Genomic DNA, 20,402 nt, shown 5'->3' with positions numbered 1-20,402 from the left:
TATGACCTTTGTGCCTCCTCCACTGCACGAGCCGCCGCTTTTCGACCTGACGCTCGGCGAGCTGCTCCACCAGACGGCCGCCAAATACCCGGATCAGGAAGCCGTGGTCTACGTGGACCGGGACTACCGGCTGACCTGGCGACAGTTCGACGAATTGACCGACGAGCTGGCCAAGGGGCTTATCGCGCTTGGCATCGAAAAGGGTGAGAAAGTTGCGCTCTGGGCCACCAACGTGCCCTTCTGGGTGGCGCTCATGTTCGCCACGGCCAAGATGGGGGCCGTGCTGCTCACGGTCAACACCGCCTACAAGCGCAACGAGCTCAAGTACCTGATGACCAACTCCGAAGCGGAAAACATCTTCATCACCAATGGGTTCCGCGACTCGGACTACATCGAGATCCTCTACGGCCTGGCCCCGGAACTGCGCACCATGCAGCGCGGGGCCGTTAAAAGCGAGACCTTCCCGCACCTGAAGCGCGTCTGCTTCCTGGGCGTGGAAAAGCACCGGGGCATGTACTCCATCCCCGAGATCCTGGGCCTGGCCCGCACCGTCACCGACGAGGACCTGCGTGCCCGGCAGGCCACCTTCACCTGCCACGATGTGGTGAACATGCAGTACACCTCGGGAACCACCGGTTTTCCCAAGGGCGTCATGCTGAGCCACCACAACATCGTCAACAACGGCTACTCCATCGGCCAGCGACAGCGCTTCACGCACAATGACAAACTGTGCGTCCAGGTGCCGCTGTTCCACTGCTTCGGCTGCGTGCTCGGGGTCATGGCCTGCGTCAACCACGGCACCACCATGGTTTTTACCGAGGTCTTCAACCCGGTGCATTCCATGATGAGCATCGAACAGGAAAAGTGCACGGCCATCTACGGCGTGCCCACCATGTTCATCGCCATCCTGGAGCACAAGCTCTTCCCGAAATTCGACTTCTCGTCGTTGCGCACCGGCATCATGGCCGGCTCGGTCTGTCCCACCCAGACCATGCGGCAGGTGACCGAGAAGATGTACATGAAGGAAATCACGAGCGTGTACGGGCTGACCGAAAGTTCGCCCGGCATGACCCAGACCGACGTCACCGACCCCTACCATTACCGGGTCGAGGGCGTGGGCCGGGCCTTCCCCCACGTCGAAGTCAAGGTGGCCGACCCGGAAACGGGTGTGGAAATGGAGCGCGGCAAGCAGGGCGAACTGTGCTGTCGCGGCTACAACGCCATGAAGGGCTACTACAACAACCCCGAAGCCACGGCCAAATGCATCGACAAGGACGGCTGGCTGCATTCCGGCGACCTTGGCGTCATGGACGAGTTCGGCTACGTGGCCATCACCGGCCGCATCAAGGACATGATCATCCGGGGCGGCGAAAACATCTATCCCCGCGAAATCGAGGAGTTCCTCTACACCATGCCCGGCATCGCCGACGTCCAGGTGGCCGGCGTCCCCAGCCGCAAGTACGGCGAGGAAGTGGGCGCCTACATCATCCTTCGAAAGGACGTCGCCATGGAGCCCGAGGAAGTGCGCGACTTCTGCCGGGGCCAGATCGCCTGGCACAAGATTCCGAAATACATCGCCTTCGTGAAGGAATTCCCCCTGACCACCAGCGGCAAGGTGCAGAAATACAAGCTGCGCGAGCTGGGGGCCAAGCTGTTCCCCGAAGCGATGCGGTAGAAAGGGGTGAGGGAGGAAGGAACGCCTCCGGCGGCCAGGGGGAAACTTTTTGAAAAAAGTTTCCCCCTGGACCCCCTTCAAAAACTTTCAAAGGGACAAAAAAATATTTGTTCCCAAGCGTAGCAGACTACCGTTCCAAGCTTCATTGAGGCTTCTTTCTGCCGATATTGACTTTTTCCATTCCAGCAAAAATCTACAGCAGCCTGCGAAAGAGGACTTTCACAACAGACTGATGGGTCGCGTGTCCAGGGTCGGCGGGGCAGGGCGCGCGGGCGTGAAGGCGTATTCTTCAAATATGCGCCGCACACGGCCGCGCGCCCTGCCCCGCCGACCAGCCAGCCACCAGCTAACCAACCGATCAACCGACCAGCACACCTGCCTTTCCCGACTTCTTTCCATACAAAGCCGTCCACCTCTTGTTTTTGGCCCCAGATGCGGTACTATCTCCCATGGGCAACGCGGACAAAATACTGGCCCGGATGCGCGCCAATCCTCGCGACTGGCGCATTGAGGACATGGAAACCCTGGCGCGGCGGTTCGGACTGACTATCCGCCGACGCGGTGGTAGCCACGTCGTCTTCTCCTTTCCGGGAATGCCCGGCGAAGCTTCCGTGCCTGCCCACCGACCGATCAAACCGATCTATATCAAACGGTTTGTGGCGCTCCTCGATGCAGCGACAACGCAGGGAGGTGCTTCCTGATGGATTTTCACGGCTATCCCTTCACCCTCACGCCGCTCACCGAAGAAGATGGCGGCGGTTGGCTGATTGTTTTCTCGGATTTTCCAGGGGCCGTCATGTCCGACGGCGAAACGCCTGAGGAGGCCCTCCTGAACGGACGCGATGCGCTTGAGAGCGTCATTGCCGTCTACCAGGAGGACGGCCGCGAACTTCCGGAGCCCGGCAGCGGCGGCCCGGTCTCGGGCAAGTTCAACCTGCGCACACCCAAAAGCCTGCACGCCAAACTGGCCCGGCAGGCCGAGGCCGAAGGCGTCAGCATGAACACGCTTGCCGTGTCCCTGCTCGCCGAGGGCCTCGGCCGCAAGGAATCCTCCGGCCGATAAGAATCGGAGGAGGGATGCCTCTGGCATCCCTCCCATCACAGGCAAGCCGTAATTCGCTCCAGCATGCCGGCGAACTGGTCCGCCTCTTCGGGCGAGAGGTCGCACAGGATTTCGCTCGTCAGCTTCGCGTGCAGCGCATGATGCTCGGTGAAAAGCCGCTCGCCCTCGGGAGTCAGCCCCACACGGATGGAACGCCGGTCCGTCTCGTGGGGCCGGCGGGCCACGAATCCGCCCCGCTCCAGCCTGTCCACCAACACCGTCAGCGACCCGGTCGTCACCCCCATCCTGGCGGCAAGCTCGGTCATGCGCAGGTCGCCGTCGGCCCCGAGAATCTCCAAGGTGTGCATCTGGGGCAACGTCAGCCCGCTTTCCTTGACCACCCCATGCTCCCAGGACGAAAACTTCTCGTAAAAGGCAATGAGCAATCGGGTGAGCTTTTCATGCTCCATGGCGGATCAGGCCTCCTTGCCGGCAAAAAGGTCCGGCTCCCTGGTGAGGGCGAGGCTGGCCGAGGACAGCACCACCACCACCGACCCCACGTTATGGAAAATCGCGGCCGCGACCGGCGACAGGTAGCCGTAGGCCCCGCCCAGGATGGCCACGGAGTTGAAGAGGAGCCCCAGGCCGATGTTGACGCCGATAAGCCGTGTCATGCGCCGGCCCAGATGGATGAGAAACGGCAGTTTGGCGATGTCGTCGTCGGCTAGCGCCACGTCGGCCGTCTCCAGGGCCACGTCCGAGCCCACCGCGCCCATGGCCACGCCCACGTTGGCCCGGGCGAGCGCCGGGGCGTCGTTGACCCCGTCGCCGACAAAAAGCACCCGACCGCCCCGCTCCTGAAACCGGGACAGGATATCGAGTTTGTCTCCCGGGGCAAGGCCCGCCCACACATCGGTGACGCCGACCCGGCCGGCCAGCGCGGCCACGGCCTTCTCGTGGTCCCCGGACAGGATGCCGATGGTTTTGATGCCGAGTTCGCGCAGCGCCGCCACAGCACGGGCGGCCATGCCCTTGGTCGCGTCGGCCACGCCGATGACGCCGATGGCCTCGCCGTCCCGGCGCACCACCAGCCCCGTTGCCCCCCGCTCCCGAATGGCCGCCAGACATTCCCGCAGCGGTGGCGGGAGCGTTTCCGCGCCGCCGGCCATCTCCGGGCTGCCCACTTCCACGGCCTTGCCGGCCACCCTGCCGCGAAGCCCCAGGCCGACGGCGGCGGACATGGACTCGGGCGCGGCCGGCTCAAGGCCCAAACGCCGGGCCTCGTCACAAATGGCTGCGGCCAGCGGATGGGAGCTTTCCCGCTCCAGGCAGGCGGCGCAGCCGATGACCTCCGTCGCCGATTCCCCCTCGGCCGAAGCGACCTCGGTCACGGCCGGCCGGCCGAGTGTCAGGGTGCCGGTCTTGTCGAAAAGGACCACATCGGCCCGGCCCGCTTCTTCCAGGAACTGCCCGCCCTTGATGAGGATGCCGCGCCGGGCCGCCCGGCCGACGGCCGCGACCGTGGCCGTAGGTGCGGCCATGAGAAGCGCGCAGGGACAGCCGGCCACCAGCACGGCCACGGCCCGGTCCAGCTGGCCGGAAAAAAGCCAGGCTAGCCCCGCCGCCAAAAGCACCAGCGGCGTGAACCAGCGGGCATAGCGGTCGACGATGCGCGCCGCCCGGGGCTTGCCGGCCTCGGCCGCGACCACGAGCTTCACCACCTTGCCGAAGGTGGTGTCCTCGCCCACCTTGACGGCCCGGGCCGTGATACGGCCGGTGTAGTTGAGCGTGCCGGCCAGGATGGCCTCGCCGGGACGGCGCTCGCGGGGGAGCGATTCGCCGGTCAGCGCCGACTCGTCCACGGCCGTCGTCCCGGACTCGATGACTGCGTCGACCGGGATGCGCTCGCCCGGGCGTACGAGCACGATGTCGCCCAGGCGGATATCGGCTACGGACACCGTGCGTTCGGCCCCGTCGTCGGTCACCAGTACCGCTTCCTGGGGCGAAAGCGCGGCGAGCCCTTCGATGGACCGCCGGGCTCCGTCGCTGACCGCCTCTTCGATCAGCGACCCGAGGGTCATGATGCAACTTATGACCGCGGCGGCCAGCACCTCGCCCTGGATAAGCGTGGCCACGATGGCGAGACTCACCAGCTCGTCCACGTTGATCCGGCGCTCGTAAAGCCCCCTGGCCGCCTCGATGACGATGGGCAAGCCGTTGATCGCCACCGAAGCCAATCCCAGCAGCACGGCCAGCCACAGCGGCCCTCCCGCCTGTCCGACGACGAAAGCGGCCAGGGCCAGCCCGCCGCCGGCCATGCACCGGTAAAATTCCCGCAGCGTGAAAAGCCCCTTGTACGCCCCGAGGCTGGAAAAGCGTCCGATCATGGACAACTCCTTGCAAAACGTCTTTATGCGAAAGAATCTTTATTGAATTATTTTTTGATAGTCAAATATTTTGAAGATAAAAACAGCTATCGGTCCACAGGCCATAAAAAAGGCGGGAAGGCACGTATGCCTTCCCGCCCGTGACGGTCGATTCTATGGGGGAACTACAGGCCCTTGGCGGCCATGAAGGCGACCAGGTCGGCCACCCGGCAGGAATAGCCCCATTCGTTGTCGTACCAGGACAGGATCTTGACCATGTCGCCGCCCTGGACGGTGGTGTACTCGGCGTCCACGATGCTCGACCGGGGATCGCCCTTGAAATCCATGGACACGAGAGGCTTTTCGGAAACGCCCATGATGCCCTTAAGCGGCCCGGCGGCGGCTTCCTTCAGCTTGGCCCGGACCTCCTCGGTGGAGGTGGCTTTTTCCACCTGGACCACGAAGTCGACCAGGGACACGGTCGGGGTGGGCACGCGCACGGACAGGCCCGAAAACTTGCCCTTGAGGTCCGGAATCACCAGCGCCACGGCCTGAGCCGCGCCGGTGGAGGTGGGGATCATGTTGCAGGCGGCGGCCCGGGCCCGGCGCAGGTCCTTGTGCGGCTGGTCCAGGATGCGCTGGTCGTTGGTGTAGGAGTGGATGGTGGTCATGACGCCCTTGACGATGCCGAAGCTGTCATGGATGACCTTGGCCACCGGCGCCAGGCAGTTGGTGGTGCACGAGGCGTTGGACAGGATGTGGTGGGCGGCCGGGTCGTACTTGTCCTGGTTGACACCGAGCACCACGGTCAGGTCCTCTTCCTTGGCCGGGGCGGTGATGATGACTTTTTTCGCGCCGGCTTCGATGTGGGCCTGGCATTTGGGGCCGGTGCGGAAAATTCCCGTGGATTCGATGACCACGTCGATGCCAAGCTCGTCCCAGGGCAACCCGTGGGGGTCGCGTTCGGCATAGTTGCGGATGCGCCAGTCGCCGACGACCATGATGTCGCCCTCGACCGAGGCGGCCACGGGCAGCTTGCCGTAGTTGGTGTCGTAGCTGAGCAGATGGGCGTTGGTTTCGACGTCGAAAAGATCGTTTATCGCCACGACTTCCATGGCCTCGGCGTGGTGCTCGATCATGGCCTTGAGCACCTGCCGGCCGATGCGGCCGAAGCCGTTGATGGCTATGCGCAATTTATTCATAAGGGCTTCTCCCGCTACTCGTGGATGGTGTAATCGTAGGCCGTGAGCAGTTCGTAATCGGTCTTGAGCGCCTGATGCAGCCGGGCGTTCTCGATGGCGATGGCGCTTAGGTTGGCGATGGCCGTGGCGAAGTGGACCTCGCCTTCCTCGAACTCCCGAACCTTGTCGCAATAGAGGCGAAGCACGCCTATCGCGCGTCCCTCGACGGTCAGCGGCAGGGCCATGACCGAGGCGATGCCCTCTTCCTTGGCGGCCTCGGGATACTGGAAGCGGGAATCGGAACCGGCGTCCTTGATCTGGACGATATTGCCGGCCAGGGTTTCCTGGTCCAGCTTGCTTTTGGCCACTTCGACCGGCCCCTTGCGCAGGTAGCCCTTGCTCAAGCCATACGAGGTGCTGGCCAGAAGCGTCTTCCCCTTCTTGTCCAGAAGGCGGATGGAGCAGGCCTTGGCGTCAAGGGCCCTGGCCACCTGCTCCACGATGGCCCGAAGCACCGTGACGGGCTCCAGGCTCGAATTGATGCCTTTGGCCACTTCATACAGGGTGCGATAATAGGCGCATTCCTTTTCGCTCATGATTCCCTCCTGATGGGGATGGTTACACGTCCCGGTCCCCGGACGATCCCGGAAACCGGGAGAGGCGACCATGACGGCTGGCCGCGTACGTTTCGATGGCAACCAAATGACAGCATACCTACTTTACATGAAAAGGGAAGTTCCGGCGAGCCGGACAAAGCGTGACAGGTCGTTTCAACCCGCGCCGAGGGAGGCAAACCGGGCCACATTGTTGCGGCCCGTGCCCTTGACCCGATACATGGCCCGATCCGCCGCGTCGACAAGCTCCCGCGCGGTCATGCCGGGCGCGTAGGCGGCCACGCCGATGGAGACGGTGAAGTGGATGGCGGCCTCGGTCAGCCGGCCGTCGATGCGCGGCCGAAACTCGTAGCGGGCCACGGCCAGCCGGATGGCTTCGGCCTGGATCGAGGCGGCCTCGCCGTCCAGGGGGGCCACCAGGATCAGCTCATCACCGCCGTAGCGGGCGGCGAACCAGCCATGGCGGGCGGCATGGCCGCCGACGATCTTGGCCAGGGTGCGCAGCACGTCGTCGCCCACGGTATGGCCGTAGGCGTCGTTGACAGCGGTCTTGAAGCGGTCGACGTCGATCATGAGCACGGACAGGGGACGGCCGTCCCTGTCGGCGGCGTCGAGGGCCTGGCGGAGGTGTTCGTCCAGGGCACGGCGGTTGTGCAGGGGCGTGAGCAGCGGGTCGACCAGCATGGCCTGTTCCAGGGCCGCAGCCTTGCGTTCCCAGGTCTTGGCCTCCTCCCGGTAATGGGCGAGCATCTCCGTCACCAGGGTGCGCAGCCTCGGCAGCATGACCGCATGGTCGTCACCGCTGCCGAGGGTGTCCATGGCGTCCTTGCCGAAGTGGCGCAACAACCGGCCGCGCTCCTGCTCCGACTCCAGGGAATCCTTGAGAAAATCACTGACGGACTCGGCCAGGGAGTCGGCGGCGGCCTTTTCCGATTCCAGGGCCTCTTGCAAAGCCGCCGTCCTGGCGTTGTCCGTGAGGTGTTCTTCCAGGCGCCGCACCACGTGCTGCAGATGCTCCACGGACGGGTCGCGCCGGGCCAGCGCGTCGAAGACGAGCTGTTGCATGGTCTGCTTGCCGGCATCGGAAAAAAGGGAAAAATGCTGCACCAGATCGCGCACGAAAAGGGTCACCGCGAGCCATGCCGTTTCCCTGCCGCACCCCATCTTGTTGAGGTGCTGACAGAGGTTGTGGACATCACAGACGGACTCCGGGCAGGGCTGTTCCATGGCGTTTCCTTGGGCGTGGTTTCCTTGCGCGGCGCGCGACGGTCGCCTCTTCTAACAAGGGTGGGCCGCGCCAGGCAAGGACGCGCCCGCCGGGATACCACCCCCTTTACCTCGCGGAAGGTTTGCGGTAGGGAAGTCAATTTCAAAGTCGGAGCCGGCAGGCCCAGACCCAGGAGGACCGCATGGATCCCAAGGATGTCGAATTTTTCCGGGAACTTTTAAACGGCATGCTCCAGGATATCCTCAAGAAAGGCGAGGAGACCATCGAGGACATGACCGACACCGTGGAAGTCTACGCCGACCCGGCCGACCGGGCCACGGCCGAGTCCGACCGGGCTTTCACGTTGCGCCTGCGCGACCGCGAACGCCGGCTCATCAAGAAGGTCAAGGAAGCCCTTGAACGTATCGACGACGGCACCTATGGCGAATGCGTGGAGTGCGGCGAGGACATCAGCGTGGCCAGGCTCAAGGCCCGTCCCGTCACCACGCTTTGCATCAAGTGCAAAAGCAAGCAGGAAGCCGACGAGAACCTGCGCGGGGACTAACCCCGCTTTGCTCCTTCGCCGCCGGATCATGTTCCTGTTCCACCCCCCGCGCCCGCAACCCGCCCGCCGGGCGCGCTGACCGGCGCATCGGACAACTTCCATGGAGGCCGTCTTTTTTCGCTCCCTGGCCCGGGAACTGGCTCGGGTCCTGCCCGGAGCCCGGGTGGAAAAGATCTTTCTGCCAAGCCCCAACGTCATCTCCCTGGCGTTGTACATGCCGCCCGGCGGCGATCCCGCCGTGGTCGGGGGGAAAAAGACCCTGTACCTCCACGTCAGGTACGGTACGGGGCGTTTCTTCCTGTTTCTCTCGCCCCTGAAGACCAACCAGCCCGAACGCGCCCCGGAAGCGGCCATGCGCCTGCGCAAGCACCTGCGCGGACGACGGGTGGCCGGCGTCGTCGCCGACTGGCCCCACCGCGTCCTGACGCTGGTCCTGACCGGGGAAGGCCCCTGCCTCGTCCTCGATCCCCGGTCCTTTCCCCGTCTGGCCGACGCCCCGTCGCCTCCCGCCGACGACCGGCTCTCCTGGCCGCCGCTTGCGGCTGTGCTGACCGACCCCGAGATATGGCGGGACAATCCCCAGCTCTCCCCGGCCCTGCGACGCCGGCTGGCCGGGCTGCCCATAGAGCAGGCCCAGGCCGTCTATGCCAGCCTCCAAAGCGAGACGGCGGCAGGCGCTTTCGTGGAAATGAAAAACGGCGAGCCCGAGGCCGTCTGGCCCGTGTCCTGGCCGGACGGGTCCAAAGGCGGCCGGGAGGTGCGCGCCTTTTCCTCGGCGCTGGCCGCGGCCGCCGCCTTTGGCGAACCGCTGGCCTTCGGCGAGGTGTCGGGGCGGGAAGCCGCGCCCCAATCCGCCGCCCGGACGGCCGGCAAACGCCGGCTGACCAAGGCCCTGGCCAAACTCGACGCCGACGAGGCGCGCATGCGGGCCTTTATCGCCCGGCGCGCCGACGCCGACCTGATCGCGGCGCAACTGCACGTTTTGGATAAGCAGGCCAAACTTCACGCACTTTCCGTGACCACCCCGGACGGCGGCCGTCGGGAGCTTGCCCTGGACCCGTCGCTTTCGGTGCTTGGCAACATGCAAAAGCTCTATCATTTGGCGGCAAAGGGCGAACGGGGGCTCACCGCCATCGCCAAGCGCCGGGGGGACTTGCAAGTCGCCAAAAAATACTTACAAGGTCGGGAACACGTCGCGGGCACGAAAACGCCCGCGCCCCCAACACCCGCCATCGTCTCGGGCATTGCGGCCAACGTCTACCGCACCTCCGACGGTTTCCTGGTTCTTCGCGGCAAAAACGCCAAGGCCGGCGAGCAGCTTCTGCGCAAGGCCAGCCCCTTCGACCTGTGGCTGCACGCGGCGGGCGGGCCCGGAGCCCATGTCATCCTGCGCCGGGACCATCCCGGCCGGGAGGTGCCCAGGCGAAGCCTGCTCGAAGCGGCGGGACTGGCGGCCCTGGCCAGTTTTGCCGGCAAGGCGGGCGCGGCCGACGTCATGCTGGCCAAGGTGGCCGACGTGCGGCGCGTCAGGGGCGCGGCCACGGGGCGCGTGACCGTGAACAATCTGTTGGAAACGTTGCGGGTCGCCCCGGACCCACACTTGGAAATATTGCGGGAACCGTCATGAATGTCGCCATCCGCTTGTACTTGTCGCCGCGTTGTATTAGGTGCGGACACGGGCCATACGCGCGGCATTTGACCGTAACCGCTTCGTGACACCATGATGCAAACCCTTGAGCACGAACGGCGGCTGGAGTTCGACGACTCGGAGCTGGCCAGGGACCTCTTCGGTCCCCACAACGCCAACATCGCCCTGATCGCCGGCAAATCCGGGGCGCGTCTCGACACCCGCGGCAACGCCGTCATCCTGCGCGCCGATTCCGAGGAAACACTGGCCCACGTGGCCAACGTCCTGGTGCAGCTCTACGGACTCCTGCGCCAGGGCAAGCCCGTCTATCCCGCCGACGTGGAACAGGCGCTCTCCGTCCTGGCCAAGGAACCCGAGGCCAGCCTCAACCGGGTGTACCGGGAGGAAGGGCTGGTGGTTTCGGCCAAAAAGAGCGTGGTGCCCAAGACCGCCACCCAGCGCGACTACCTGGCCTCCATCCGCCGCCACGACCTCGTTTTCGGCATCGGCCCGGCCGGCACCGGCAAGACCTATCTGGCCGTGGCCATGGGCGTGAGCTTCCTGCTCGAACGCAAGGTCAAGCGGCTCATCCTCACCCGGCCGGCGGTGGAAGCCGGCGAGAAGCTCGGATTCCTGCCGGGCGACATGGTGGAGAAGATCAATCCCTACCTGCGCCCGCTCTACGACGCCCTAAACGACATGCTCGACTTCCGGAAAGTGCGGGAAATGCTGGAGACGGGCGTGATCGAGGTGGCCCCGCTGGCCTTCATGCGCGGGCGCACCTTAAACGACGCGCTGATCATCCTGGACGAGGCGCAAAACACCACGCCGGAACAAATGAAGATGTTTCTCACGCGCCTGGGCCTGGCCTCCAAGGCCGTGGTCACCGGCGACGTGACCCAGATCGACCTCCCCTCCCGGGCGGTCTCCGGCCTCATCGAGGCCAGACGCGTGCTCGCGAACGTGCGCGGCATCGATTTCATATCCTTTAGCGACGCGGACGTGATCCGCCATCCCCTTGTGGGAAGGATCGTCAAGGCCTATGAGCGAGATAGCAAACAAGGTCAAACGGAAGCTTAAAAGCCATCCCGGCGCGCAGGCCGTATGCTGCGCGGTCACGGCCAACGGGCTGCCGGGGTTCGTCTTCTTTTTGGCCATTGTCTTTGCCCTGAGTTTCATCGCCCGGCTCGGGCTCGATAATTCCGTCAAGATCTTCACCGCCGGCGAAATCGCGACCCAGGACGTGGCCGCCGACCAGAACCTCCAGATCGAGGACGTGGAGTCCACCAGCCGCAAACGCGAGCAGGTGGCCCAGTCCCAACCCCCTGTTTTCGACGTCAGCCCGCTGCCCTACGAGGCCCTGGCCAAAAACGTGGACGATATCCTGACCTCGGTGCGCACCGCCGGCGGCGAGGACCTGGACAAGCTGCGTTGGCAGATCGCCGAGAACCTCAACACCGAAATCGGCGGCGAGATCATCGAGGTCTGGCGCCAGGACGGCTTCAAGAACCTGATCGACCAGGACGTCCTGCCCTGGCTCAAGTAGAATTACGAACAGGGCGTGGTGGCCTCCGCCGCCCTTTTCGCGCCGTACAAAAACGGCGTTCTCATCCGCGACCTGCCGTCCATGATGGAAACGCTGCGCATGGACACCCGCGACATCAAGGACATCAAGCAGGTCAAGGACGACATGGAACACATGCTCAAGGTGTCCATGAACAAACCCTTCCGGGTGCGCAAGGCCGTCTACACCCTGGTCAATCCCTTCATCGCCCCGAACATGACCTTCAACCAGGAGACGACCCAGTCCCGCCGCCGCGAAATCAGCCAGGCCGTGGAGCCGCTCTACTACATCATCAAGAAGGGCGAAGTCATCGTGCGCCAGGGCGAGCGCGTGGGCCCCGTCCAGCAGCTGAAGCTGCAAGCCCTCTACTCCCACCGCAAGGGCTCCTACAACATGCTGCGGGCCCTTGGCATCTTCGGCATGTGCCTGATGTTTCTGGCCGTGCTCTACGCGTCCCTGGAGCGCACCGGCGTCAAGCGCCTGCGCAACACGGACTGGATGTTTCTGGCCGTGATCCTGGTGATTTTCGGCCTGCTGGCCAAGATGGCCGACGTGGTCACGCTGCCGGGCGGCAGCGGGCTGCCCGAGGGCACGCGGGCGCTCTATTTCGCCTTCAGCCTGCCCATGGCCGGGGCGGCGGGCATCCTGGCGCTTTTTTTCTCCAAGCGCCTGTGCATCTTCGTCAGCCTCATCCTGGCCTTTCTGGCCTCCAACATGGTCTTCGGCGGCATCGGCGCCTTCTGCTACTATTTCGTCGGTTCCATGATCTACATCTACCTCATGAAGCGCTCGGAGACCCGGTCCCAGGTGCTGAGGGCCACCCTGCCGCTTTTCGCCGCGCTGTGCGTCATGTGGGTTTCCATCAATCTCATGGACTTAAGCACGCCGGCCGTGACCGGTACGGGCCTCGTCTTCGTGGCGCTCTCCGCCTTTCTGTCGCTTTTGGCCGTGGTCGGCATCGCGCCCATCATGGAATTGCTCTTCGGCTACACGTCGCGCTTCCGGCTCATGGAACTTTTAAACCTCGAGCAGCCGCTCCTGCAGGAGCTCATGGTCAAGGCGCCGGGCACCTACCACCATTCGCTGATCGTCTCCAACATGGTGGAGGCCGGAGCCCGGGCCATCGGGGCCAACCCGCTTCTGGGCAAGGTGGCGGCGCTCTACCACGACATCGGCAAACTCAAGAGCCCGCACTATTTCATCGAAAACATCTCGTGCAAGGAAAACCGGCACAACAAGCTGGCCCCGTCCATGAGCGCGCTGATCCTCATCGCCCACGTCAAAAAGGGCGTGGAGCTGGCCAAGGAACATCGCCTGGGCCAGCAGATCACCGACCTCATCGGCCAGCACCACGGCACCACGCTGATCGCCTACTTCCACCACAAGGCCAAGGAACAGGCCGAGGCCAAGGGCGAGGAGCCCATCCGCGAAGAGGATTACCGCTATCCCGGCCCCAAGCCCCAAAGCAAGGAAGCCGGGCTGATTCTCCTGGCCGACGCCATCGAGGCCTCCAGCCGCACCCTGGTCGATCCCACGCCGAGCCGCATCAAGGGCCATATCCAAAACATCGTGCGCAAGATCTACACCGAGGGCGAGCTGGACGATTCCCAGCTCACGCTCAAGGACCTGACCCTGCTTTCCGAGACCTTCCACCGCATCCTGACCGGCATCTTCCACCAGCGCATCGAGTACCCGAGCGCCAAGACGACCGAGGTCAAAAACGGCAAGACCCGCGAGGAGCCGGTGTGCGCCGTGGATCCGAAAAACGCGGCGGAACACGCGGCATGATCGGGGTGGCGCGCGGGCCCGTCCAGCCGGAACTTCCCGTCTCGCGCCGGGAGCTCGGCGCGCTTTGCCGGCGCATCCTTACCGCCCTGGACCTCCCGGGCCGCGACTTCGACCTGCGGCTGGTGGGCGACGCGGAAATGGCGCGGCTCAACCGCGACTATCTGGGGCTTTGCGGCCCGACCAACGTGTTGAGCTTCCCGGCCGACGATCCCGACCGGCCGGACTATCTCGGGGAAATGGCCGTCAGCCGCGACACGGCCGTGCGCGAGGCCTTTCTCTATGGCCAGAACCCGACCGGGCACCTCACCAGGCTTCTGGCCCACGGCTTTCTGCATCTGGCCGGGTTCGACCACGGGCCGCTCATGGACGGGCTGACCGAAGCGGCCTGCCAGGCCGTTGCCGACGCGGATGCCTGGGCCCCTTAAACGACACGCCGGTATCTTCCGAACTTCAAGGACACGACTCGGGGCACGGCCACGGCCATGACCACGGCCGCGCCGCCGACAAGCTGCCAGCCTCCCAAACGTTCGCCCAGGGTCACCCAGGCCCCGACAGCCGCCACCACGGGCACGGCGTTGAGCCACAGGGCCGCCCGGGCCGGGCTCAGGCGGGAAAGCACGTAATTGTAGCACAAAAAAGCGGCAAAACCGGCCAGCACGGTGAGGGCTCCCACCGCCAGCAGCTGCCTGCCGTCGGGAGCCGGCCAGCCCCGCGCGACGACTTCCCACAGACAACCCGGCAAAAATAGCACCGCGCCCCAGGCCAGTTGCACAAAGGTAACGGTCAGGGCGTCCAGGCGGCGCACGAGCTCCCCGCCCAGCACCACGTAGCCGGCCGTGGAAATAACCGCCCCCAGCATCAGCAGATCGCCGACCAGCTCGCCGCCGCCAAGCCCGCCCTGGCCACCGCCCAGGATGATCAGCGAAACGCCCCCGGCCGAGACGAGGATGCGGGCCAAATCCCCCGCCCCGGCCCGCTGCCGGCCGAGACAGGCGGCCAGGGCCAGCACGGCCAGGGGAATGGCGGCCACGATCAGCGCCGCGGCCGAGGCCGTGGTGTACACCAGCCCGCAGGTCTCGAAGGCGAAATGCCCGACCGGCTGGAGCAGGGCCAGAACGAACATGCGCCAGCGGTCGGCCCGGCCCAGCCGCTGCGGCCGCCGTCCCGTGACCAAAAACAACAGCCCGAAAAGCCCGCTTGCCAGGGAAAACCGCACGCACACCAGGGTGAAAGGCCCCATGGCCCCAAGCGCCACCTTGGTCCAGACATAAGACAGGCCCCAGGCGAGAAGCGTGACGACCAGGGCCACGGCCACGGCCTTATCGCTGTTTTTCAAGACAAAACCTCCCCACGGCTTCAAAGCCGCGCCGGGAGGGCATGCCACGCCTGCCCCGGGCAGGATTGAACGAAATTGCCCTTCCCGGGGACTACGGCCGGGGGAAGGCGCGTCGCAGGGACAAGCGGTACTGGTTGGGCGTGGCCCCGACCTGGGGCGTGAAGGTGCGGATCAGATGGCTCTGGTCGGCGAAACCGACTTCCTGGGCCACGGCGGCGGCGGGCAGGTCCGTGCCGGCCAAAAGCGCCTTGGCCCGCTCCACCCGCAGGAAGTTCTGGTAGGCATGGGGCGGCAGGCCGTATTCCCGCTTGAACAGACGCAGCACATGGGTCGGGCTGTGCCCGGCCAGCGCGGCCAGTTCAGCCAGGGAGACCTTGTCGCGCCAATGCTCCCTGAGATACTCGCGGACCCGGCCCAGCCCCCGGCCGCACGGGCGGGGCAGCCGGTCGGTCCCGGAAAAAAGAGGCGTGAGGGCCAGGCATAAAAGCGACTGCTTTTCCAACCGGCAGCGCCGTGTGGCCATGGCCCGGTAGAGCCCGGCCAGGAGCGCGGCCAGGAGCGGGTCCCGCACAAGCGGGGCGCGAAAGGCCGGCTCGTCCCCGATGGCGGCAAGCCGCACCGCCTCGCGCCCCAGGAAAAACATGACGTAGGCCAGCCTGCCGTCCGGTTCGGGATTGCAGGCATGGGGCTCGCCCGGAGCGATGAGCGCCGTCTCCCCGGCGGTGATACGGCCGAGGCCGCCGGACCGCCGGACCCGCGTGGCCCCGGAAAGAATCAGGCCCACGCACCAGGCATCGTGAATGTGGCGGGAAAAGACCTGCCGACGGTAGGCGGCCAGACGGGCCTCGAGCCCGGGCAGGTCGGGATCGTCCCGACGACGCAGCAGTTCTGGAGCAAAGGAGGCGGCGCGGCGCGGCATGGCCTTCCATGCCCCGGAGGCACGCCAGGGTCAAGGCGCGGGCGCGTCCTCTCCCCGGGGCAACGTGAACGGCGCGGTGAAACAAAAAACGCTGCCGCCACCGGGCAGGCTTTCCACGGTCAGGCTTCCGCCCATGGCCGTGGCCACTTTCCGGGCGATGGCCAGCCCCAGGCCCGCGCCACCGTAATGCCGGGTCTTGCTGCCGTCGGCCTGGCGGAAGGGCTCGAAAACGGTTTCCAACTGGTCGGCGGGCAGGCCGACGCCCGTGTCGCGCACGGCAAAGGACACCATGACCACCCCGTCCGTTGCCGCGGGTGCCGCTTCCCGGCAATCCGCGCCCACAGAGACGGCCACCTCCACCCCGCCCTGGACCGTAAATTTGATGGCGTTACTGAGGAGCGCCGCCAGCACGCGCCGCAGCCCCGCCCCATCGCCAACGACCATGTCCGGCGCGCCGGGCTCGATGCGCCAGGTCAGGGACAAGCCCTTTTGCAGAGCCGAGGACCCGAAGGAATTGACCGCGCCCTGGATGATGTTGTTGATGTTGAAGGGCGTATTCCGGGTCGCCTCGGAGTCGGCGTCCAAGCGCGAAAAATCGAGGATGCTTTCCAGAAGTTCGGTGAGGTTGCCGGCCGACTCCTTGAGCGTCGCCACCAATCCCCGCTGCTCTTCGGTCAGGTCGGTGGCCAGCAGCAGTTCGGCCATGCCCAGGATGCCATTGAGCGGCGTGCGCACCTCGTGGGACATGTTGTCCGCGAATTCCCGCTTGAGGCGCTCGGCGGCCAAGGTGGCCTCCTCGGCCAGACGGCGCTCGGTCACGTCCTCCATGAGCCAGATGGAGCCGGCCTGGGGCCTGTCCGGGAAAAGCACCTGGCCGATGATGCGGCACCAGAACTCCGTGCCGTCGGCGCGCCGCATGGGCCGCACCGTGTCCACGCGCCGCCCGCGTCCAAGGACCGGATAAAACTCCCGGCCAAAGGCCTCGTAGGTCTCGCGGTCGGGATAGAAATCGGCGGTCGACCGTCCGGCCACCGTATCCGGGGGCATGGCGAACAGTTCGTGAAAGGTCGGGTTGGCCCGCTGCACCACGCGATCGGCAACGAAGGTGATGCCGATGGGGCTGTTTTCCAAGATCAGATTGACGGTGCGCAGGGACTCTTCCAGGGCCTTTTCCACCTTGCTGCGTTCGGCCATCTGCCGGCGCAGTTCCGCGTTGACGCGGCGCAGGTCCTCGGCCCGGGCGGCCGCATCCTTTTCCAGTTCGAGGCGCGCGTTTCGGGACGCCGCTTCGAGCCGCTTGTGGGTCGTGATATTGCGCGCCGTGCCGAAGATGCCCCGTATGCCGCCGGAAGCGTCGCGCACGGGCGTCTTGAACACCTCGAGCCAAACCGACCGCCCGCCGCCCACCACCTCGTATTCGAAGGCGCCGAAACGTCCCGTACGCAGAACGGTGAGATCAGCCTGCCGATGGCGCTCGGCGCTTTCCTTCTCGAAAAGCGCGAAATCCGTCTGCCCGGCCACGGCCTCCAAGGATAGCCCGAAAAGCTCACAAAAGGCCTTGTTGGCAAACCGGTAGACGAAGGAGGCCGCGTCCTTGTAGAAAAAAAGGTCCGGCGAGGCGTCGAGCAACGCCCCGACAAACGCGGGATCACCGAACAGCGGTAGGGTATCGGCCATACGCGAAGTATAGGGGAGTTGCGAGGCCTTGACCAGTCTGGCGTGGGCGGTTCCCCGGAGCATGGCCGACGGGCCATTGCCGGACCGGGTAAAATATGGTTAGTTCGCTCGACGATGATCTTCGCGGCCCTATGCCGCCAGGGAGATTCCATGTACAAGGTTTTCTTGCCGATAATGCTGGCGGCCATCGTTTTGGCCCTGCCCTCTCCGAGCCGGGCCGCCGACCCGGCAGCCCCGGCCGCCGCGACAAGCCCCAAAGCGCCCGCCGCCGCGTCCCCCAAAACGCCCGCCGCCAAGGCCGAACCGGCCGAGCACGGGCCGTCCAACCCGGCCACGGATGCGGCCGAAGCGCGCTACCGCGCCTGGGTGGATCGGGAACATGCCGCGGATGCGGTTGAATTCACCAAGGAAAAAAACAAGATCGAGGACAAGTACAAGGGCTACGTGCGGCCCAAGCACGACAAGAAGAAAAACGCCAAGGCCGAACCGGTCGCGCCCAAGGGAAACTGATCTCCGCCGGGCTCCCCCGTCTCACGGTAAATTTACTTCCCCTCTCTTTTCCCGATACATCCCTCTCCCCCTTCACCGTGAAAAGTTTTGGGGAGGGGAGAGCGCGAGAGGGGGACCCTTTTTTCAAAAAGGGTCCCCCTCTCGCACTGTTTGTCTTTTCCAAATCTTTATCGGCCACACAACAATCCGGCCATGACGCCGGCCACGTCGCCGAGTTCCGGGCACACGGCGATGCCGGCCCGCTCGAGGCAGGCGATCTTGGCGGTGATGCCGCCGGGGTGTTCGAGCAGCGCCCCGGCATGGCCGAGCGCCCGGCCGGCGGGCGCGGTCATGCCGGCGACAAAGGCCGCCACGGGTTTGGGATAGGCGGTCTCGGCCACATAGGCGGCCAGATCCTCCTCGGCCCGCCCCCCCACTTCGCCGATGACCATCACCGTGAGCACCTGGGGATCGTCGCGCACCATTTCGCACAGCTCGACAAAGCCCGCGCCGCCGAAAGGATCACCGCCGATGCCGGCGGCCACGGCCTGGCCGATGCCGGCCGCCGAAAGGCGTGAGCACACTTCGTAGGTCAGCGTGCCGCTTCGGGAAAAAACCGCCACCGGCCCGGGAATGAAGGGCTCGGCCGGCATGATGCCCGCCTGCATCCTGCCCGGCAGCAGCATGCCCGGCGTGTTGGGCCCGAGCAGCAGGATGCCGCGCCCGGAAAGAGCCGCCCGCACGGTCAGCATGTCCTTTTGGGGAACGCCGTCGGTGATGCACACGATGCGCGGAACGCCGGCCTCGATCGCCTCCAGCACGGCATCGGCCGCGCCCATGCCTGGAACGAAAATGACGGACAGGGCGATGTCGTGGGCGTCGGCCGCCGCGGCCACGGTATCGTAGACCGGCACCCCGTCCACGGCCGTGCCGCCCCGGAAAGGCGTCACCCCGCAGACCACGTTGGCCCCGTAGGCCCGCATGCGCTTGGCGTGCAGCCGCCCGGCCCGGCCGGTGATGCCCTGGACGAGCACGCCGCTTGCACCGTCGAGGGCGAGCAGCGACGGCAGCATCGGCGCGCGTCTCCCGGATGCGGCCGGCGTCCGGGAGACGGACGTCACCTCGCGGCAGTGATCCGGCGCCGCTTCGACCTGCGGCTTTCGCGGGCCGACCGGCGCCACCTCGGACAGCAAGGCCACGGCCTGGTCCATGTCGTCGGCCACGAGCAGCGCGGGCAGGCCCTGGCGACGCAACAGCGCCGCGCCCATCTCCGCGCCGTTGCCGGCGAAGCGCACGACGATCGGTCGCGACGGCGGCGCGTCGCCCAAGGCCTCGAGCAGAGCCTTGGCCACGTCGGCGCAGGACAGGATGCCGCCGAACATGTTGACGCAGCAGGCCGCGACGCGCGGTTCGGCGAAAATGAGGTCAAAGGCGGCCCGCAGCCGGGCGGCGTCGGCCGTGCCGCCGAAATCCAGAAAGTTGGCGGCTGCCAGCCCGGCGACGTCGAGGGCGTCCATGGTGGCCATGGCCAGGCCCGCGCCGTTGGCCACAAGGCCGATGTGGCCGGAAAGGCTCACAAAGGACAGGCCATGGTCCCGGGCCAGCCGCTCGGCCGGCGTGGCCAGCCGGTCGTCGCCGAAGCGGGACAGCCCGGGAGCAATGCACACCGCGCTGTCGTCGATGACCACCTTGGCGTCGAGCGCCACGAAATGCCCGTCCGGCGTCACGGCCAGGGGATTGATTTCGGCCAAGAGCAGACCGTAATCGGCCACGGCGGCAAAAAGCCGGTCGAGCAGGTCGGCAAAGGCCGCGTAGCATTCCCGGGCCAATCCAAAATGGAAAAAGGCCCGCCGCACAAGGCGCGGCGTGGGGACAAACGGCGGCACGACCGACAGGACGAGCAGGTCCGGCGTGCCGGCCAGCCCCTCCACGTCCACCCCGCCCTGCCGGGCGAGGGTCAGACACAGCGCCCGGCGCTCCCGGGACACGCCCAGGGACACATAGAGCGCCCGGTCATGGGCAACCGCCGGCTCCAGGCGCAAAAAAGGCGGACAAACGCCGCCGAAAGGACGGGAAAAAAGTGCTCGGGCGGCTTCGGGCAACTCCCCGGCCGATTCCAGCCGGACCACTCCGCCGGCCTTGCCCCGGCCGCCGGAAAGAGTCTGGGCCTTGAGATAATAGGGCGCGGCAAAAGGCGGCGCAAGGCCGTCCACCTCGCCCGGTTCGAAAGCGATGCCCGGCGGAACAGCGATACCCGCCTCGGCCAGAAGCTTCTTGCCGGCGTGTTCGGTCAGATGCATGGACGGCGCTCCCTTACGGGTTGCAACGATGCGGCAGCGGCCTTTCCGCCTC

General features: G+C 65.9%; 17 protein-coding genes and 1 pseudogene. 9 read left to right on the top strand and 9 right to left on the bottom strand.

What is annotated here, in order from left to right; translation table 11 throughout:
• The first annotated feature begins 1 nt into the window (after position 1).
• From K9F62_14070 to K9F62_14060, 3 genes are all read left to right on the top strand, one after another.
• Positions 2 to 1,675, top strand: coding sequence for an AMP-binding protein (locus tag K9F62_14070; GenBank protein ID UJX39834.1), 1,674 nt, complete (start codon positions 2 to 4; stop codon positions 1,673 to 1,675).
• A 449-nt stretch (positions 1,676 to 2,124) separates the two neighbouring features.
• A complete protein-coding gene (locus K9F62_14065; GenBank protein ID UJX39833.1) occupies positions 2,125 to 2,376 on the top strand; it encodes a type II toxin-antitoxin system HicA family toxin in 252 nt (83 codons plus the stop codon).
• Positions 2,376 to 2,738, top strand: a complete 363-nt coding sequence (locus K9F62_14060; GenBank protein UJX39832.1) for a type II toxin-antitoxin system HicB family antitoxin — start codon at positions 2,376 to 2,378, stop codon at positions 2,736 to 2,738. Before K9F62_14065 ends, K9F62_14060 begins: the two co-directional genes overlap by 1 nt.
• A gap of 35 nt (positions 2,739 to 2,773) precedes the next feature.
• Here K9F62_14060 and K9F62_14055 read toward each other — a convergent pair whose 3' ends face one another.
• The 5 genes from K9F62_14055 to K9F62_14035 form a co-directional block, all read right to left on the bottom strand.
• On the bottom strand, positions 2,774 to 3,187 hold the full coding sequence (locus K9F62_14055) for a MarR family transcriptional regulator (GenBank protein UJX39831.1): 414 nt from the start codon (positions 3,185 to 3,187) through the stop codon (positions 2,774 to 2,776).
• A 6-nt stretch (positions 3,188 to 3,193) separates the two neighbouring features.
• Complete coding sequence (locus K9F62_14050; GenBank protein UJX39830.1) at positions 3,194 to 5,104, bottom strand: cation-translocating P-type ATPase; 1,911 nt, start codon at positions 5,102 to 5,104, stop codon at positions 3,194 to 3,196.
• 164 nt (positions 5,105 to 5,268) lie between these two features.
• Positions 5,269 to 6,285, bottom strand: a complete 1,017-nt coding sequence (gene gap, locus K9F62_14045) for a type I glyceraldehyde-3-phosphate dehydrogenase (protein ID UJX39829.1) — start codon at positions 6,283 to 6,285, stop codon at positions 5,269 to 5,271.
• Between the two features lie 14 nt (positions 6,286 to 6,299).
• Complete coding sequence (locus tag K9F62_14040; protein UJX39828.1) at positions 6,300 to 6,860, bottom strand: GAF domain-containing protein; 561 nt, start codon at positions 6,858 to 6,860, stop codon at positions 6,300 to 6,302.
• Between the two features lie 174 nt (positions 6,861 to 7,034).
• Positions 7,035 to 8,105 (bottom strand): GGDEF domain-containing protein, encoded by a 1,071-nt coding sequence (locus tag K9F62_14035; protein UJX39827.1) that lies wholly within the window; start codon positions 8,103 to 8,105, stop codon positions 7,035 to 7,037.
• Between the two features lie 182 nt (positions 8,106 to 8,287).
• On the opposite strand from K9F62_14035, the gene dksA reads away from it, so the two are divergent.
• From dksA to ybeY, 5 genes and pseudogenes are all read left to right on the top strand, one after another.
• Positions 8,288 to 8,650 (top strand): RNA polymerase-binding protein DksA, encoded by a 363-nt coding sequence (dksA, locus tag K9F62_14030; protein UJX39826.1) that lies wholly within the window; start codon positions 8,288 to 8,290, stop codon positions 8,648 to 8,650.
• A 100-nt stretch (positions 8,651 to 8,750) separates the two neighbouring features.
• Complete coding sequence (locus tag K9F62_14025) at positions 8,751 to 10,277, top strand: NFACT RNA binding domain-containing protein (GenBank protein ID UJX39825.1); 1,527 nt, start codon at positions 8,751 to 8,753, stop codon at positions 10,275 to 10,277.
• 93 nt (positions 10,278 to 10,370) lie between these two features.
• On the top strand, positions 10,371 to 11,357 hold the full coding sequence (locus K9F62_14020; GenBank protein ID UJX39824.1) for a PhoH family protein: 987 nt from the start codon (positions 10,371 to 10,373) through the stop codon (positions 11,355 to 11,357).
• Positions 11,320 to 13,629: pseudogene (locus K9F62_14015) on the top strand (HDIG domain-containing protein). Before K9F62_14020 ends, K9F62_14015 begins: the two are co-directional and overlap by 38 nt.
• On the top strand, positions 13,626 to 14,054 hold the full coding sequence (ybeY, locus tag K9F62_14010) for an rRNA maturation RNase YbeY (GenBank protein ID UJX39823.1): 429 nt from the start codon (positions 13,626 to 13,628) through the stop codon (positions 14,052 to 14,054). Before K9F62_14015 ends, ybeY begins: the two are co-directional and overlap by 4 nt.
• Here ybeY and K9F62_14005 read toward each other — a convergent pair.
• The 3 genes from K9F62_14005 to K9F62_13995 all read right to left on the bottom strand — a co-directional run bounded on the left by K9F62_14005 (position 14,051) and on the right by K9F62_13995 (position 17,561).
• Positions 14,051 to 14,965: a DMT family transporter gene (locus tag K9F62_14005; GenBank protein ID UJX39822.1), complete on the bottom strand. Its 915-nt coding sequence runs from the start codon at positions 14,963 to 14,965 to the stop codon at positions 14,051 to 14,053. The two genes, ybeY and K9F62_14005, sit on opposite strands and share 4 nt — an antisense overlap.
• Positions 14,966 to 15,056: 91 nt before the next feature.
• Positions 15,057 to 15,884: an AraC family transcriptional regulator gene (locus K9F62_14000; protein UJX39821.1), complete on the bottom strand. Its 828-nt coding sequence runs from the start codon at positions 15,882 to 15,884 to the stop codon at positions 15,057 to 15,059.
• Between the two features lie 30 nt (positions 15,885 to 15,914).
• Positions 15,915 to 17,561, bottom strand: a complete 1,647-nt coding sequence (locus K9F62_13995) for a PAS domain-containing protein (GenBank protein UJX43211.1) — start codon at positions 17,559 to 17,561, stop codon at positions 15,915 to 15,917.
• Positions 17,562 to 17,711: 150 nt separating this feature from the next.
• Between K9F62_13995 and K9F62_13990 the strand changes: the two genes are divergently transcribed.
• Positions 17,712 to 18,071: a hypothetical protein gene (locus tag K9F62_13990; GenBank protein ID UJX39820.1), complete on the top strand. Its 360-nt coding sequence runs from the start codon at positions 17,712 to 17,714 to the stop codon at positions 18,069 to 18,071.
• Positions 18,072 to 18,238: 167 nt separating this feature from the next.
• On the opposite strand, the gene K9F62_13985 is transcribed toward K9F62_13990, so the two are convergent.
• Entirely contained in the window at positions 18,239 to 20,350 is a 2,112-nt protein-coding gene (locus tag K9F62_13985) for a succinyl-CoA synthetase subunit beta (protein ID UJX39819.1), read from the bottom strand.
• Positions 20,351 to 20,402 lie beyond the last annotated feature (52 nt).

It is taken from the genome of Desulfovibrio sp. JY (assembly GCA_021730285.1).
Lineage (GTDB): Bacteria > Desulfobacterota > Desulfovibrionia > Desulfovibrionales > Desulfovibrionaceae > Solidesulfovibrio.
This window is presented reverse-complemented; position numbering and strand designations above follow the sequence as displayed.

Coding starts and splice junctions, on each gene's coding strand:
- K9F62_14040 (UJX39828.1), bottom strand. CDS start 6,860: ATGAGCGAAAAGGAATGCGCCTATTATCGCACCCTGTATGAAGTGGCC.
- dksA (UJX39826.1), top strand. CDS start 8,288: ATGGATCCCAAGGATGTCGAATTTTTCCGGGAACTTTTAAACGGCATG.
- K9F62_14000 (UJX39821.1), bottom strand. CDS start 15,884: ATGCCGCGCCGCGCCGCCTCCTTTGCTCCAGAACTGCTGCGTCGTCGG.
- K9F62_13995 (UJX43211.1), bottom strand. CDS start 17,561: ATGGCCGATACCCTACCGCTGTTCGGTGATCCCGCGTTTGTCGGGGCG.
- K9F62_14070 (UJX39834.1), top strand. CDS start 2: ATGACCTTTGTGCCTCCTCCACTGCACGAGCCGCCGCTTTTCGACCTG.
- gap (UJX39829.1), bottom strand. CDS start 6,285: ATGAATAAATTGCGCATAGCCATCAACGGCTTCGGCCGCATCGGCCGG.
- K9F62_14020 (UJX39824.1), top strand. CDS start 10,371: ATGATGCAAACCCTTGAGCACGAACGGCGGCTGGAGTTCGACGACTCG.
- K9F62_13985 (UJX39819.1), bottom strand. CDS start 20,350: ATGCATCTGACCGAACACGCCGGCAAGAAGCTTCTGGCCGAGGCGGGT.
- K9F62_14035 (UJX39827.1), bottom strand. CDS start 8,105: ATGGAACAGCCCTGCCCGGAGTCCGTCTGTGATGTCCACAACCTCTGT.
- K9F62_13990 (UJX39820.1), top strand. CDS start 17,712: ATGTACAAGGTTTTCTTGCCGATAATGCTGGCGGCCATCGTTTTGGCC.
- K9F62_14060 (UJX39832.1), top strand. CDS start 2,376: ATGGATTTTCACGGCTATCCCTTCACCCTCACGCCGCTCACCGAAGAA.
- K9F62_14065 (UJX39833.1), top strand. CDS start 2,125: ATGGGCAACGCGGACAAAATACTGGCCCGGATGCGCGCCAATCCTCGC.
- K9F62_14055 (UJX39831.1), bottom strand. CDS start 3,187: ATGGAGCATGAAAAGCTCACCCGATTGCTCATTGCCTTTTACGAGAAG.
- ybeY (UJX39823.1), top strand. CDS start 13,626: ATGATCGGGGTGGCGCGCGGGCCCGTCCAGCCGGAACTTCCCGTCTCG.
- K9F62_14050 (UJX39830.1), bottom strand. CDS start 5,104: ATGATCGGACGCTTTTCCAGCCTCGGGGCGTACAAGGGGCTTTTCACG.
- K9F62_14025 (UJX39825.1), top strand. CDS start 8,751: ATGGAGGCCGTCTTTTTTCGCTCCCTGGCCCGGGAACTGGCTCGGGTC.